The sequence below is a fragment of the Acinetobacter sp. RW6 genome, from assembly GCF_041956835.1.
Lineage (GTDB): Bacteria > Pseudomonadota > Gammaproteobacteria > Pseudomonadales > Moraxellaceae > Acinetobacter > Acinetobacter calcoaceticus.
The window spans coordinates 1,995,005-2,011,277 of sequence record NZ_CP167121.1 but is presented as its reverse complement, the minus strand read 5'-3'; the positions used below and the strand labels follow the sequence as shown (position 1 = coordinate 2,011,277).

Sequence of the window (16,273 nt, the reverse complement as noted above, 5' to 3'; positions counted from 1 at the left end):
ATGTTTAAAAAAGTTCTGATTGCTAACCGTGGTGCAATTGCCTGTCGCGTAATTCGTACCCTTAAAAAACTCGGTATTGCTTCGGTTGCAGTTTACTCAGAAGCCGACCGTGATTCTCTACATGTGACCTTAGCCGATGAAGCCTTTTTAATTGGCGCTGCACCTGCCCATCAAAGCTATTTAAATATTGAAAAAATCCTTGAAGTTGCAAAACAGTCGGGTGCAGAAGCCATTCATCCCGGTTATGGTTTTTTGTCTGAAAATGCCGAGTTTTGTGATTTGTGTGAAAGCCAAGGCATTGCTTTTATTGGGCCAACTTCAAGCCAAATGCTCGATTTTGGTTTAAAGCATACTGCACGTGAGCTGGCTATTAAAAGCAACGTGCCTTTACTTCCGGGTAGTTCACTCCTTGCAGATGAAGCTGAAGCCTTAACTGAAGCGGCCCGTATTGGTTATCCGGTCATGCTGAAAAGTACCGCGGGTGGTGGTGGTATTGGCATGCGTCTGGTTTGGAATGAAACCGAATTAAAAGATGCCTATCAAACTGTGTCTTATTTAGCGCAGGTCAATTTTAAAGATGCTGGTTTGTACTTAGAAAAATTTGTACAGCATGCACGCCACATCGAAGTTCAAATTTTTGGTGATGGACAAGGGCAAGTTTTAGCGTTGGGTGAACGTGATTGTTCGGTACAACGTCGTAATCAGAAAGTGATTGAAGAAACACCTGCGCCACACTTAAATGAACAGCAACGCGACTACCTTCAAAAAGTTGCTATTCAACTCATGCAGTCGGTGAATTACCGCTCGGCAGGCACAGTTGAGTTTGTCATGGACACTGAAACTCAAGAATTTTACTTCTTAGAGGTCAACACACGTTTGCAAGTTGAGCACGGCGTGACCGAGCAAGTGTTTGGTGTCGATTTAGTCGAGTGGATGGTCACTTTGGCAAGTGGTGACTGGTCAGCACCGACTGAACAGTTAGAGCCAACAGGACATTCGATTCAAGTTCGTCTTTATGCGGAAGACCCAATTAAACAGTTCCAGCCGAGTGCGGGTTTACTCACTCATGTGAAATTTGACCCGAAAGCACGTGTTGAAACATGGGTAGAAACAGGTTCAACAGTGTCGTCTTTTTATGACCCGATGATTGCCAAAATCATTGTGACTGCTGTAACACGAGATCAAGCCATACAGGCAATGAGTGCTAGTCTTGCAAATACACAAGTCGCAGGTATCGAAACCAATCTGGAATATTTACAAAACATTATTGCTTGCGATGTGTTTGCTTTAGGTACTCAAACCACCCGATTTTTAAATACTTTTGAATGGAAAACTCAAAAAATTGAGGTGTTGCAGTCTGGTATTCAAACCGCCATTCAGGATGTAACAGGCCGATTAGGGTATTGGGATGTCGGCGTACCGCCATCGGGTGCGATCGACCCACTCAGTTTAACTGTGGCAAACCAACTGTTAGCCAATGAATCAAATACCGCAGGGCTTGAATGTACTTTGCAAGGTCCAACCTTAAAATTTCACTGCCACAGCCAAATCGTGATTACAGGCGGTGATATGCCTTCGCAACTTGATGGCGAACAGGTGCCGATGTGGCAAACCATCAATGTTAAAAAAGGCCAGATTTTAAAATGTGGACTTATTCGCTCAGGTTGCCGTAGCTATATAGGCGTTAAAGGTGGTTTCGATGTTCCTGACTATTTAGGGTCACAGGCGACTTTTACTTTGGGTCAGTTTGGTGGGCATGCGGGACGTAATTTATTAATTGGCGATATGTTGCCGATTACTGAATATTCCACTCAATTGACCACAGCTTTAACTCACGCGCAAATTCCTAGCTTTACCCAAAACTGGGAAATTGCAGTGATGTATGGCCCACATGGCGCGCCAGACTTTTTTACAAAACAAGATATTGATACCTTCTTTGCCAATGAGTTTGAAATTCACTATAACTCAAGCCGTACAGGCATTCGTTTAATTGGGCCAAAACCTGAATGGGCGCGTGAAGATGGGGGCGAGGCAGGCTTACACCCATCCAATATTCATGACAATGCTTATGCCATTGGGGCAATTGATTTCACTGGAGATATGCCAATTATTCTTGGCCCCGATGGTCCGAGCTTAGGTGGTTTTGTATGTCCCGCGGTAGTCATTCATTCCGAGCTTTGGAAAATCGGGCAACTTAAAGCAGGCGATAAAGTCAAATTTGTGCCTGTAAGTTATGCGCAAGCGAAAGCACTGGACCAAAAATATCATCAAAGTTTAATCGCGACTGATACAACTAGCATTGATTTCAACCCAACCATTCAAGCAGAACCTGACACTTTAAAAGATGCCGTTTTAGCCACTTTAGAGGGTGAAGCTGAGTTACCAAGCGTGACCTATCGATCAGCTGGAAATAGCTATTTGTTGGTGGAATATGGCGAGTTAGTACTCGATCTAAATTTACGCTTCCGTATTCACGCACTCATGCAATGGGTCAAAGATCAAAACATTCAGGGCATTATTGACCTAACACCGGGTATTCGTTCACTACAAATTCATTTTGATTCAATCCAGCTCGATCAACTAGAGCTTCTACAGAAACTTCAACAAGCAGAAGCCGAGTTACCCGACATTCAAAATATGCAAGTGCCTTCACGGACTGTCTATTTGCCTTTGGCTTGGGAAGATTCACAAACTCAACTCGCAACCGAGCGCTATACGCAAATTGTTCGGCCAGATGCGCCGTGGTGCCCAGATAACGTCGAGTTTATTCGCCGTATTAATGGCTTGGCTTCCAAGCAAGCGGTTAAAGATGTGGTCTATAGCGCAAACTATTTGGTGATGGGTTTAGGCGATGTGTATTTGGGCGCGCCAGTTGCGACACCACTCGACCCACGCCAACGTTTAGTCACTACAAAATATAATCCAGCACGAACTTGGACACCTGAAAATGCCGTGGGTATTGGTGGTGCTTATATGTGTGTATACGGCATGGAAGGGCCGGGTGGCTACCAGTTTGTTGGCCGTACCACCCAAATGTGGAGCCGCTACCGTAAAAATGCCGACTTCGAAGATGGCAAACCGTGGTTATTACGCTTTTTTGACCAAGTTAAGTTTTATGAAGTCTCTGAAACAGAACTTCTGCAAATGCGTGAAGACTTTAAGGCAGGCCGTCTACAACTTCGCATTGAAGATGGCGTGCTCAACTTAAAAGAGTACAACGAGTTTTTAAAAACACATCAAGACAGTATTCAAGCCTTTAAAGACACACAGCAAGCTAACTTTGAGGCTGAGCGTCGTCGTTGGCATGAAGCAGGTTTACAAGAATATATCTCTGAAAGCCTAGATGCTGTTGATGAAGGTGAAACCGTAGTTATTCCTGAAGGGGGCTGTGCAGTTGAATCGCATATGCCGGGGTCAATCTGGAAAATCGAATGTGCATCGGGAGATATTGTTGAAGAAGGTGCAACTCTTGCGGTGATTGAGGCAATGAAAATTGAAATCCCGATTATTGCGCCTGAACGGATGAAGGTAGAAACCATTACCATTGAAAAAGGGCAAACTGTAAAAACGGGACAAGTGCTATTTACCTTGGTGCCTGTCGCTTAAACCAAAAGAGAGCATCGATATTGATGCTCTCTTTTTATCTTATACTTCGGTCAAATGCTTTAATACTTTATGACCATGTTCAACAGCTTTTAATTTAATTTCAGACTCTGCATTGCCTGATAAAGGCGAAACGTCATAAAGCAAGTAAGTGGCGCTTAACTGCATTTGCGTATATTGAATTGAATATTGAACCGCTTTTAAAAAGCTATCGATTAAGTTTTCTCGGTCGTTCACCATGTTGGCTTCTGTTTGGCCGACCGTCATACTAATAATGACTTTTTTGTCTTTTAATTTGTCGCCCTGAGAGCCGTAAGCAAACTGGTAAGTAAAAACTTCATCAAACCATAATTTCAAAATTGCCGGCATATTAAACCAGAACATTGGATATTGCAGAATGATCGTGTCGTGGCGTAACAAGGCTTCTTGTTCAGCGCTGATATCAATTTGATAGTCCGGATAGAGCTGGAAAATATCTCGTACTTCGAGGTCTGGATAGGTTTTTAAAAGTTCATTCACTATCGTTTTATTTGCAATTGATTGAGCGTAGTAGGGATGAGCCAAAATAAGTAAAGCCATGAGAGTGCCTTTAAACTATAAAAATAATAGCCACTATAATTTTTATAGTATTGGCGTACAATAACTATCAAAGTTGATAGGTAGCGTTTAAAAATGGCAAATACTGAAAATACATGTGAAGTCACGGTAAATGGAAAAACTTATCCATGTCATATCAGTATGGCTATGGACTTAGTTGGTGGAAAATGGAAATGCGTGATTTTGTATTATTTAAAAGATAAGCCGAAACGCTTTAATGAAATCAAGCAACTCATTCCTACAATTACTGAAATGACATTAAGTCTTCAACTCAAGCAATTAGAACAGAGTGGCTTAATATCTCGAACTGTTTATGGTGAAAAAGCACCGATCAAAGTTGTCTATGAAATGACAGAGTTTGGAAAGACTTTTAGACCAGTTTTAGATTCTTTATATGTATGGGCGCATAGTTTGATTAATCTATCTGAAGAGTCAAAATTAAAACTTAATTTATTGTGATTTAATTAATATAGAAGATTGGTTTTATTGTTCACATAAAAAAGCCCCATCCCTGTGCATGGGGCTTTTTTTGCCCAAAAATCACTCATAAATACCCGCCAAAACTATCAAACCGCGCTTAAAAACTGGCACATTTTCTGCATCTCTTATCAGTAATACAAAAACTGAATTTGGTAATACCAAGCTGGAGGTGCGATATGAACGATGTAAAACCCGTGGCTCAACCAAAGCAAACTTTAAAAGCCTTTTTAGTTGAATTGCTCAGCGTACGTGCAGGCGTATATATCAAACAAAACAATTATCCGACTAAAACAAAAGGATAAGACTGTGGCAAAACAAAAGTTAGCTCGAATCAGTATTACCGTGCCTGAAACGACACTCAATGCACTCGACCAAAAAATTGTCGAGCAGAACTATGAAAGTCGCTCGCAAGCCATTGTTGACATGATTAATAAACACCTAATTGCAGAGCAGGCGCAGGCCAATGAAGTCATGGTAGGCACGTTGACGCTGCTTTACGACGCTAGCCAAATGACCCTGCGTAATCAATTGGTTGATTTACAACAACAGTTTTTAGCACAAGTGATTAGTTCGCTTCATATTCAGCTTGACCAACAAAAGATATTGCAAGTCATGTTAATGCAGGGCGCGAGTTCTGAACTCAGACAAATTAGCCAGCAATTTATTGTGCTTAAAGGGGTAATCAAAGGGCATTTAGAACTGATGGATGCCGTGATGCCGCCTATACAGCAAAATGACTAAATGAGGAGTAGCGTGTTGAAAAATTTATGGACAATTCAAGACTGGAAAACCGCATATCAAAACGGGCAAATCCATCTTAAAGATTTGGTTGGCTATGTTGCAGAAATTAAAAATGATGATCATGCATGGATTGAAATTGCCTCCGTTGAGCAGATTCAATCGCAAATTGATGTTTTAAAAGATCAGAACATTGTTGACCTACCTCTATACGGCGTGCCATTTGCAGTTAAAGACAACATTGATGTCGCTGGCTTTCACACGACTGCTGCTTGTAAAGAAGTTCAATATCTAGCGACAAAAGATGCTGCCGTAGTTGCCAAGCTGAAAAAAGCAGGGGCGGTTGTGGTCGGTAAAACCAACCTCGATCAGTTTGCAACTGGACTGGTTGGGGTTCGTTCTCCATATGGCGCAGTAAAAAATAGTTTTAATCCTGAATATATTAGTGGTGGTTCAAGCTCTGGTTCGTCGGTGGTGGTTGCTAACGGCATTGTGCCTTTTAGTTTGGGGACTGATACGGCGGGGTCAGGGCGTGTACCTGCGGGTCATAACAATATTGTAGGTCTCAAACCGACAAAGGGCTGGTTCTCTACCACAGGTTTAATTCCTGCATGTCGGACCATTGATGTCATTTCCATTTTTGCACTGCATATTGATGACGCTTGGACAGTCGCCAACTTAATGCAGGGATATGATGAGGCAGATGAATATTCACGAGCGCATCCAGCCAATGTACCAACTCAGTTTTCTAAACGAAAAATTGCCATTCCTGCTCAGCTTGAATTTTATGGTGATCTTGAATCTGAAAAAGCCTTTTTAGTTGCAGTCGAGCGCGTAAAAAAGCTGGGTTATGAAGTTGAGAATATTGATTTCAGCTCTTTTAATGAGCTTGCCGCTGCACTTTATAATGATGCATGGGTAGCGGAAAGAACGGTCGCCGTTGAACGCATGACAACACGTGAAAAAGCTCATCCGGTCATCGCCCAGATTATTGCGCAGGCAGATAAATTCAAGGCAACAGATGCACTTCAAGCCGAATATAACCGTGCGGTGCTTGCTCGAAAAATTAATTTAGCCTTACAACCTTTTGATGCCTTGATGGTACCAACAGCGCCAACCATTTATACCATTGCCGAAGTTGAAGCCGACCCGTTGACTAAAAACGCGCACATGGGGGCCTATACCAACTTTGTAAATTTTGCAGATCTTTCTGCACTGGCCTTACCAAATGTACTGCGTGAGGATGGTTTACCAAGTGGAGTAACCTTTATTGCACCAGCTTGGCACGATCAGGCACTCGCCAATTTTGCGCAGCTCTGGCAAACCGAAACATCGCTGAGTTTAGGTAAATCAACTCAACATTATCAAAAAAGTCTAGAGATCCAGTCGAGTCATTCAGTGCAGCTTGCTGTTGTGGGAGCACACTTAACAGGTATGCCTCTTAATTTTCAGCTCACTAGCCGTAATGCCACTTTGCTTAAGAAAACCCAGACCGCAGATGCTTATAAACTCTTTGCTTTAAAAAACACCACACCACCAAAGCCAGGCCTGCAGTGCGATGTAGCAGGGACATCAATTGAAGTTGAAGTGTGGGATGTTCCTTTAGCAAATTTTGGAACCATTGTGGCCGAAGTTCCTGCACCGCTTGGTATTGGGAACCTTAAATTAAAAGATGGAACATGGGTCAAAGGCTTTATCTGCGAAGCTTATGCAATTCATGATGCAATCGATATTAGCCATTTTGGAGGCTGGCGAGCCTATATGCAGTCACTCAATCAAATCGCTCAAAGTGTTGTTAGTAAAAATGTTGGGGAAGTTTCTATATGATTAAAAAAGCGTTTTTATCCGTATCTATTTTATCGGCAGTTGTATTGGGGGGGTGTGACAATACGGCTAAAGTGCCCGAGGCCAAACAAGACTCTCAGGCAGCTACAAATACCAAATCAATTACCATTGGCTATAGTGATTGGCCAGGCTGGGTGGCTTGGCAGGTGGCTATTGAAAAGGGCTGGTTAAAAGAAGCAGGGTTAAATGTTGAGTTTAAATGGTTTGATTATTCGGCTTCTCTTTCGGCCTTTTCAGCAAATCAGCTCGATGCTGTGTTGGTCACTAATGGTGATAACTTGGTAACAGCTTCGGGTGGTACTCAAGGCATGATGATCATGGCAACAGATTATTCTGCGGGCAATGATGTCATCATTGCAAAAGAGGGTATTAACACCATTCAAGACCTAAAAGGAAAATCAATCGGTGTTGAAAAAGGCTTGGTTGATCATCTTTTACTAGCAACAGCTTTAACCGACCATAACATTAAAGCGAGTGAGGTGAAGCTAGTAAACTCAGCGACTAACCAATTACCTCAAGTGTTCAATAGCCCAGATATTTCAGCGATTGCTGTTTGGCAACCTGTTGCTGGGCAGGCATTAAAAGCCGTAGCGGGTTCTAAAATTATCTATACCTCTAAAGACAAGCCGGGTTTAATTTATGACACTCTGACCGTCAACATGAGCCATTTAACTGCCCATCAAGAAGAATGGAAAAAAATCATTCAGGTGTGGGACAAAACCGTTAAATATATTAATGACCCTGCAACCCATGCCGATGCAGTTAAAATCATGGCAAACCGTTCAGGGGTTGACCCTAAACAATATGAGTTGATGGTCAGTGGAACGCATCTATTAGATATCAATGCCAATAAAAAGGTATTTGCTAAATCAGAAGGGTTCGACTCGATTTATGGTTCTACCTATCACGTCAATAAATTTAACGTTGAAAACGGTATTTATAAAACCGAACAAAATGTAGATGGGCTGATTTACCCAACGCTCGTAGAACAACTTAAATAAGCCTAATCAATAAAAAAGCCCAAGTTCAGCTTGGGCTTTTTAACGTCTTACTTATTTCTCTGTACTGACCTGAGTCATACGCGGAATTTTTGGTAAGTCTTGTAAAGCTGGGTCAAGTTCATCTTCGTCAGCGTGAACTAAATAATCAACCCGTGAACGGAGCTGTTTAAACTCAGGTGTACTCATTAAGTCCAGTGAGCGTGGACGAGGTAAATTAACTTCAATAATTTCCTTAATTTCACCGGGATTGGCTTTGAGTGCCACAATTCGGTCTGCCAGTAAAATGGCTTCATCCATGTCATGGGTCACAAAAATAATGGTGATATCAATGTTCTGCCATAAATCCATTAAGTGCTTTTGCATTTTTTGACGAGTGTGTGGGTCGAGCGCACCAAAAGGTTCATCCATGAGTAGAATTTTAGGTTGATTGACCAAGGCTCTCGCAATGGCAACGCGCTGTTTCATGCCACCAGAAAGTTGATATGGATACTGATTTTCATATTTTTCTAAACCAATAATATTAATCCATTCACGTGCTTGAGCCTCGGCTGTCATTTGGCTGGCTCCACGCATTTGCGGGCCAAACATCACGTTTTCTTTTACAGTTTTCCACGGAAAAAGAGTATAGCCCTGAAACACCATGCCACGTTCAGGGCATGGGCCAGTAATGCATTCGCCGTCTACTAAAACTTCTCCGCTATGGTATGGGTCTAAACCTGCAATGACACGGCTCAGCGTCGATTTACCACAACCAGAAGGACCAATCACACAAATAAATTCTCTTTTATGAATTTTCAAATTGAGTTTATTTAAAACCGTACGTTCTGTTTGACCATGTTTAAATACTTGACTGAGCTGTTTGGCTTCTAAAATAACAGGGCGTTCATAAATTTTTTGAAAGTATTCATGCGCGTTAAATGTTGAATCATTCATTATTTTGCTCCTACTTTCCAAGTGAACATCCGCTCACCTAACTTCATTAATGCCCAATCACATACCAGACCAATCACCCCAATAATCAAAATAGCCGCATAGACATTGTCAAAGTTTTGATAGCGCGCCTGTTGAGTAATAAACCACGTAATACCAGAGGTTGTACCAATCAATTCTGAAACAATTAAATAGGTCCATGCCCAGCCCAATAACACTCGTAAGTCACGGTAAATATCGGGTAAGGCAGCAGGGATTACTACATGGAATAAACTTTTGAGCTTATTAGTGCCAAGGGTATAGCCAGCTTCAATTAAGCTTCGATCTACCATTCGGGTGGTATTGGCGATAATTAAAATTTGCTGAAAAAGCGTACCAATCACAATAATTGCAATTTTAGGGGCATCATTAATTCCTAAAATTGCCACTGCAAGTGCGCCAAAAGCTGGTGCAGGCAAGTAACGGAAAAACTCGACAAACGGCTCTGTTAACAGTGAAATGCGCTTAGAAAAACCACACAAAATACCCAGTGGAATCCCAATAAGCGAAGAGATAAAAAAGGCGGAAAACACCAGTTTAATACTGTGCCATAAACTTTGATGAAACCACGGTGAATCAGGTTGTTCGGGTGGTGTGGTAAAGGCGGTGACCAAAGCCTGAGCTACTTCATGAGGAGCGGGTAAATAAATCGGATTAACTAAAATACCTTGTGGTGGTGCAGAATTTCGATTGACTGCATTTTGTGCTTCGAGATAGAACACATTTTTATCAACACGACTTCCTACTTGTAAGTAAGAAACACTTCCCGAACTCGTGATTTGTACTTGAGGATGCCAAACAAAAGGTAAGTAACTGATTGCGCACCAAAGACATATTGGAATAACGAAAGAACAAATACTGAGAATCAGCTTGTTCTTTCGCGTAAATTCCTTTGCAACATAACCCATATTGAGAGCTCCCCATTTTGATCAGTATTACGATTTTCATAAAACGTAATATTATTAAGCAAAATAAGTGCCATCTTTAAGGTGCTCTAGATGAGTTAAGAAGGTGAGGGAACTAAAGTTTCATGTAAATAAACCCAATAACATTTTTCGCCTTCTACTTTAATGCAGGCTGTGGAAGTACGTACTGTCTCGGTTTCATTGGTTTGTTGATGTTCCTGATATTGCACCCAACAATAATTCTCAAATTCGTATAAAGCTGTACTCTTAATAATGTCGATTTTTAAAGAAGGCTTTTTTCCAATATTTTGACTAAATAAACTATTCACTTCGGCTAAATCAATGCTCTGACCTTGAACCGTAACCATCTTAAAATTTTGATCGAAACTATCTAAAAGCGGGTTAAGACTCTGTTCTGCATTTTGGCCTGTAAATAAATTTTCGATCAAAACGTGTAGGTCAATCACGCTTTGAATGGCCTGATCTATTTGGTTAGACATGTGTTTTTTCCTTTAAAATGGGAATGAGTGAGAGTAAGCAGAGGACTGCTGCAACAAGAAATGTATGTTGATAACGAATGAGATCAGTTGAGCCAGACATAAGGTTATATATTGAAATCAGAACAACTGTGCCGACACTAAATGAAACTTGTCGATTGATGTTCCAGAGTACACTGCCTTGTAATAAATCTTGCTCAGTAAAATCAATTAACGAACTAATTTGGGCAGTATTGGCGCTTAAGCCGCCTCCCATACCCATCACTAAATAGGCGAATACTAAAAAGCTGATGGGGCTAGTGTTTGAAATAAAAAATAAGAAAAAGATACCAAGGCTATGAAGGATAATGCCAATAATAAGTAAATATTTCTTTCCTATTTTTTGATAGAGCAAGCCACCGCTGATCATTGCCACCAGTGCACCTACTGCATAGAGCAACATGAATGAGCCAGTTTGTTTTGCATTAAAGCCAAGGTTAACCTGTAAATTAAAAATATTGAGTAAATTAACGCCTGTAAAAATACCGGGAACAGCGTAATAAATAATAAATGCATTGCGTAAATTTTTATTTTTTAATAACTGGAGATTGAGAATAGGATGATCGATTTTTTTCGAATGTTGAATGTAAAAAATAAGCATTCCCACCGAAATTAGAAAACTACTTATAGCTAATGTGACGTTATGGTAATCACTATAGAATGAAAAGGAGAGTAATAAACATAACAGGCTTATATTAAAAATAACCAAGCCTTTTATGTCAGGTCTTTCACTCAATACACTCTCTGTTTTTTTAACCCATAGCCACGCTAGAAATGAGGCAAGTAAAGAAAATGGAAGATTGGAAAAAAATACCCAACGCCAACTCAATGAATCAATAATCACACCGCCAAGGGCGGGTGAAAATGCAGGTGCAATGAGTGCAATTGCCATAATCATTGTAGAAATGCGTTGGCGCTCTTGATTGGGAAATAAAGCATATACGAGTGCTTGGCCTACGGGAATTAATAAACCTCCAGCGATACCTTGAATAAAACGCCAAAAAATTAAGCTATAAATCGATTCACTAAAGCCAATAAAGCAAATGCTTATAGAAAATAACAGCATCGAATAACACAATAACTTTTGGTTCCCAAGTTTGGTGGCTAACCATAAACTCATGGGCATGATTAAAATGAGGCCGAGAATATACGCATTTGTTACCCATGCGACTATGGATTGGCTAACTGAAAATGATGATGCAATATTAGGTAATGCAATTGCTGACATAAAAATGTTAATGCAATCAATAAAGAACCCAAGTAAAAACACCGTTGCTATTTTATATCGATAAGACATACCTACCTCCGTGCAGGCAGGGTAAGATTCGGCTCTTTTATTGTCGATGCAAGCGAAGTAAAATCATTGTTCAATAATTTCAAACAATCGGCTGAATTGTGCAAAAAAATCTCAAGCAAATTACTAGTTTTTTACAAGTTGTCGATTCCGGATCTTTTACTAAGGCTGCCGAAATTTTGGGACTGAGCCGATCAATGGTGAGTATTGATATAAAACAATTAGAAAAGCAGTTAAATACAAGCCTCTTAATTCGAAACACCCGTAATATTGCATTAACTGAAATAGGTCAGCATTTTTATCAAGATTTTAAACAAATCCAGCTTCAGATTGATGAGGCTTTTGAGCGAAGCCAACATTTAGGCACAAGCATTACAGGCATTTTACGTTTTTCATCAACCAATGAATTTGGTCAACGTTTTATTCTGCCTTTATTTCCTGAGTTCTGTCAGCTCTATCCTCATTTACGCTTACAGTATTCGTTTAATTCATCTCTCGATGATTTAGTGACTGAAAAATTAGATCTGGTTATTAGGCTAGGAAATTTAAAAAACTCATCTCTAAAAACTCGAAAAATCGGAGAATATCCAATTTACATTGTTGCTACTCCGCAATTTATACAAAACCATCCTGTAGAAAATATATCTGATTTAGCGGATGTTCCTTGGATTGGTCACACCTTATTAAATTGGCAAGATTCGCAATATATTTTGCAAAATAGTTTAGGGGAGCAATATTCATTACCTTTTATTCGAAGTCAGTATGAGTCAAATTCGGTAACAGCAATTCATCAAATGGCTCTTTCATCATTAGGTATTGCGATTTGTCCTGCATGGTTAGTTGATGAAGATATTCAACAAAACCGCTTAATTCGGTTATTTCCTGATTTCTCATTACCGCTACAAAATATTCAATTACTGTACCCTAATACTGCTAATTTACCGGCCAAAACTCGAGCATTTATAGACTTTTTGGTGGCCCGTCTTTCTTTTAGATAAACTAAAAAGTATGTAAGTTATGGACGATAAGTTATTTTATATAAATAGACAATTCTGTCTGTTTTTTATAAAATAGCGCTGATTATGACTCAGTTTTATAATAATGATGTCCAATAAAATATTTCAAATTTTAGATAGTTTAGGTTTGGTTGCACAGAATCGTGTACTTCATGTGCAATTTTCCAACCCATCATTAAACAATCAAGTCTTCTTACAACGTATTGAAGGCGAACATACGCTCAACCAAGGTAGCGTTGCTGAGTTACTGTGTCTGTCGACGAACGCTCATATTGCATTAAAACAATTTATCGGCTGTCAGGTTGCTATTGATCAGGTCACTGACATGGGCCAGTTCTTTAGAACCGCAGGCATTATTACCGAAGCAAGGCAAGGCCAAAGTGACGGCTCACTCACCATTTATAACCTCACCTTAAAAGACCCAACTGCACTCTGGCATAAACGCCGTAATAGCCGCGTGTTTATGAACAAAAGCGTGCGGGATATTAGCGAAATTCTGTTTAAAGAATGGCAAGGTAAAAGCCCGTTATTTGCCTCAAGTTTAACGCTCGACACTGCAGGGTTAACGAAAGACTACGACGTGCGTCCATTTGTGATGCAGTCAAACGAAAGCGATTATGACTTTTTAACCCGTTTGTGGCGTAGCGAAGGCATTAACTGGCTGGTTGATGAATCACAACTTTTTATTGCTGATCCAAATGCGTCCATTCAGCCACAAGTCTTGCGCTTAATTGACGATAACCAGCACTACCAAGCCCTTGAACGTCGTAGCCTACGCTACCAACGCAGCAGTGCTACAGAACAGTTCGACACCATTACCCAAGTTAAGGCAGAGCGTCGCCTGCAGCCAACCTCGGTACATGTGCAGCGTTGGCAAGCTGATGCCCTCCAACAAGAAGAAGGCAGTGGCAGCGTACAAGGCACACAAAAGCACAGCGAACACTATGACAATGCCAGCCTGAACCTTGAAGATGCATGGCACGTCAGCCCAGCTTGGATGCAAGACCTAAAAGGTGAAGACCAAGCTACAGCTTCAGGCAATAGCCAGATTGAACAGCTTAACCAGCACATTAATGCTTACCATCACCTGAGCTCTAAACAGTTTACCGTTTCAGGTAACGTCCGTGATGCTCAGGTCGGTTACTGGTTTGAACTGAATGATCACCCAGAACTCGACCGCCATGACAGTGCTGACAAAGAGTTTTTAATCTTAAGCAAGCACTACTATAACCAGAATAATTTACCGAAAGAATTACAACAGCAACTCGAGCACCTATTACCAAAAGACAAGCTCAAGGCAGCCCAACTCGACACGCAAAACCCTGAGCAGCGCCACTATGCTGAGCTGAATGTCGTTCGACGCAACATTAAAGCTGTGCCTGAATATAGCCCGCTAGAGCACCGACCAGCAGCTTACCCACAGCGCGCTAGAGTGGTGGGACTGGAAGGCGAAAGCATTCATGTCGACCAGTGGGGACGCATTAAGGTTCGTTTCCTGTTTACCCGAACTGATGACCATAACCATGACGGTGGTGCCGGAAGTAACAATAATGACACCGATTCGGCTTGGGTAGATGTACTCACCCCGTGGGCAGGTGCGGGTTATGGTGCCCGTTTCTTGCCACGTGTGGGCGAGATCGTGGTGATCGACTTTTTTGACGGCAACATTGACCGACCTTTTGTGGTGGGGCGTATTCACGAAGCTGAACGTCACCCAACCCAATTCGACCAAAAAGGCCAGTTACCTGACACTAAAAAACTGAGCGGCATCCGCTCAGAAGAAGTCGATGGTAAAGGCTTTAACCAGCTACGTTTTGATGACACTACAGGACAAATCAGTGCCCAGCTACAAAGCAGCCATGCAGCTAGTCAGCTTAACCTCGGTAACTTAAGTCATCCAAAAGATAAAGCCGAAAGTGACGGTCGTGGAGAAGGCTTTGAGCTGAGAACTGACCAGTGGGGTGCGGTAAGAGCTGGAAGTGGTTTACTCATCAGCACCCACAAACAAGACCAAGCTCAAGGCGTACACCTTGATGCAAACGAGGCCAAACAACAAATTGAAGGCGGCCTCAACAATGCCAAGGCACTCAGTGAAGTTGCCAAAAATCAACAAACTGATCCATTAGAAGTTCTTGAGAACTTAAAAACCTTCATAGAGCAAATTGAAGAAAAAGATCAAGACAAAGCTGCTGCTTTTAAGCAAGCCTTGATGATATTAACTGCACCTAACAGTATTGTTCTAGCCAGTAATGAAGACATTCACTTAAGCGCAGATGCTCAGTTAAGCCAAACTGCTGGAGACAGTATTAACCTGTCTACCCAAAAGAACCTGATTGCGCATGCCCAAAATAAAATCAGTCTTTTTGCAGCGCAAGAAGGGGCAAGACTGTATGCAGGCAAAGGTAAAGTTGAGATACAAGCACAAGGCGATGGAGCAGATTTAATTGCCCGTAAAGCTGTTCAGATTATTTCAACAGAAGACAAAATTGAAATTAGTGCTTCTAAAGAAATCGTTATCACGGCGGGTGGATCTCAACTCAAGATTAATGGCTCGGGAATTTTCCCTGTCACTGGCGGTAAGTTTGAGGTGAAAGCTGGACAGCATTTGTTTATGGGGGGCGGAAGTGCGAATTTCAGTTCGTCACTACCGCCTCCGCCTAAACGTGGGCAGGGTGTGCTCGAGCTTTTACATGACTATTCACATGGTGAGTTTGTTAAAGGTGGAAGTTATACAGTTGTCGACAACTTAGGAAAAGAAGTCACTGGCAAGTTGGATGATAAAGGATTCGCAAGAGTTTCTGGCTTAGCGACAGGTGCAGTGAAAGTCTTCTTTGAGCCAGACCACCGTGATCCTTGGGATACAGCAAGTGATTTTAAACGCCCAGTTGAGTGGCCAAATAAGAATGATGCGGATAATGAGCAATCAGATTCATTAATTGCGCAAATGAGTAAAACAGCCCAGTCCAAACTTGGTGAATTATCTAAACAATTAACCAATCCTGCGAATATTATGAAAAATATTCAAACTGCACAAAGCATAAAATCTGAAAGGGCAAAGGCTTTAATGCCAATGTTAAAAACTCAGGTACAGGGATTAGTGACTGATCAAGTGAAAAGCCTTTTACCCATTTCAGAAGTAAGCCAAAAATTAGGAAACAACATTGATCTTGCATCAATTCAAAAAATAAATGACTTCAGCAAATTAAGTTCTGTTGATAGCGGTAGTTTGGTTACTAACGCTCTTCCTCAGTATTTGCAAAGCCCTTTTAAAAAGAATTCGTAGAGAAAT

The 16,273-nt window shown here is 41.2% G+C and carries 13 protein-coding genes; 8 read left to right on the top strand and 5 right to left on the bottom strand.

Annotated elements, in window-relative coordinates:
* A complete protein-coding gene (gene uca, locus ACB088_RS09475; protein ID WP_375036782.1) occupies positions 1-3,606 on the top strand; it encodes an urea carboxylase in 3,606 nt (1,201 codons plus the stop codon).
* Between the two features lie 39 nt (positions 3,607-3,645).
* Here uca and ACB088_RS09470 read toward each other — a convergent pair whose 3' ends face one another.
* On the bottom strand, positions 3,646-4,182 hold the full coding sequence (locus tag ACB088_RS09470) for an NAD(P)H-dependent oxidoreductase (protein WP_375036781.1): 537 nt from the start codon (positions 4,180-4,182) through the stop codon (positions 3,646-3,648).
* 93 nt (positions 4,183-4,275) lie between these two features.
* Between ACB088_RS09470 and ACB088_RS09465 the strand changes: the two genes are divergently transcribed.
* From ACB088_RS09465 to ACB088_RS09445, 5 genes are all read left to right on the top strand, one after another.
* Positions 4,276-4,659, top strand: coding sequence for a winged helix-turn-helix transcriptional regulator (locus ACB088_RS09465; protein ID WP_375036780.1), 384 nt, complete (start codon positions 4,276-4,278; stop codon positions 4,657-4,659).
* Between the two features lie 197 nt (positions 4,660-4,856).
* The gene (locus ACB088_RS09460) at positions 4,857-4,982 is read left to right on the top strand and encodes a hypothetical protein (RefSeq protein WP_017390353.1); all 126 of its coding nucleotides are present in this window, start codon (positions 4,857-4,859) and stop codon (positions 4,980-4,982) included.
* Positions 4,983-4,986: 4 nt separating this feature from the next.
* Positions 4,987-5,421 carry a CopG family ribbon-helix-helix protein gene (locus ACB088_RS09455; RefSeq protein ID WP_001118705.1) on the top strand — a complete coding sequence of 145 codons (435 nt, stop codon included), beginning with the start codon at positions 4,987-4,989 and terminating at the stop codon, positions 5,419-5,421.
* Positions 5,422-5,433: 12 nt separating this feature from the next.
* A complete protein-coding gene (gene atzF / locus ACB088_RS09450; protein WP_375036779.1) occupies positions 5,434-7,245 on the top strand; it encodes an allophanate hydrolase in 1,812 nt (603 codons plus the stop codon).
* Positions 7,242-8,264, top strand: coding sequence for an ABC transporter substrate-binding protein (locus ACB088_RS09445; protein WP_375036778.1), 1,023 nt, complete (start codon positions 7,242-7,244; stop codon positions 8,262-8,264). Before atzF ends, ACB088_RS09445 begins: the two co-directional genes overlap by 4 nt.
* Positions 8,265-8,315: 51 nt before the next feature.
* Here the strand turns inward: ACB088_RS09445 and ACB088_RS09440 are convergent, their stop codons facing one another.
* The 4 genes from ACB088_RS09440 to ACB088_RS09425 form a co-directional block, all read right to left on the bottom strand.
* Complete coding sequence (locus ACB088_RS09440) at positions 8,316-9,197, bottom strand: ABC transporter ATP-binding protein (RefSeq protein WP_375036777.1); 882 nt, start codon at positions 9,195-9,197, stop codon at positions 8,316-8,318.
* Positions 9,197-10,141, bottom strand: a complete 945-nt coding sequence (locus ACB088_RS09435; protein WP_092705412.1) for an ABC transporter permease — start codon at positions 10,139-10,141, stop codon at positions 9,197-9,199. The genes ACB088_RS09440 and ACB088_RS09435 overlap by 1 nt, the downstream gene beginning before the upstream one ends.
* 95 nt (positions 10,142-10,236) lie before the next feature.
* Positions 10,237-10,638, bottom strand: a complete 402-nt coding sequence (locus tag ACB088_RS09430; protein WP_375036776.1) for a hypothetical protein — start codon at positions 10,636-10,638, stop codon at positions 10,237-10,239.
* Entirely contained in the window at positions 10,631-11,971 is a 1,341-nt protein-coding gene (locus ACB088_RS09425; RefSeq protein WP_375036775.1) for an MFS transporter, read from the bottom strand. Before ACB088_RS09425 ends, ACB088_RS09430 begins: the two co-directional genes overlap by 8 nt.
* A 98-nt stretch (positions 11,972-12,069) precedes the next feature.
* Between ACB088_RS09425 and ACB088_RS09420 the strand changes: the two genes are divergently transcribed.
* Complete coding sequence (locus tag ACB088_RS09420) at positions 12,070-12,966, top strand: LysR family transcriptional regulator (RefSeq protein WP_375036774.1); 897 nt, start codon at positions 12,070-12,072, stop codon at positions 12,964-12,966.
* 103 nt (positions 12,967-13,069) lie between these two features.
* Complete coding sequence (locus ACB088_RS09415) at positions 13,070-16,267, top strand: type VI secretion system Vgr family protein (RefSeq protein WP_375036773.1); 3,198 nt, start codon at positions 13,070-13,072, stop codon at positions 16,265-16,267.
* Positions 16,268-16,273: the final 6 nt, after the last annotated feature.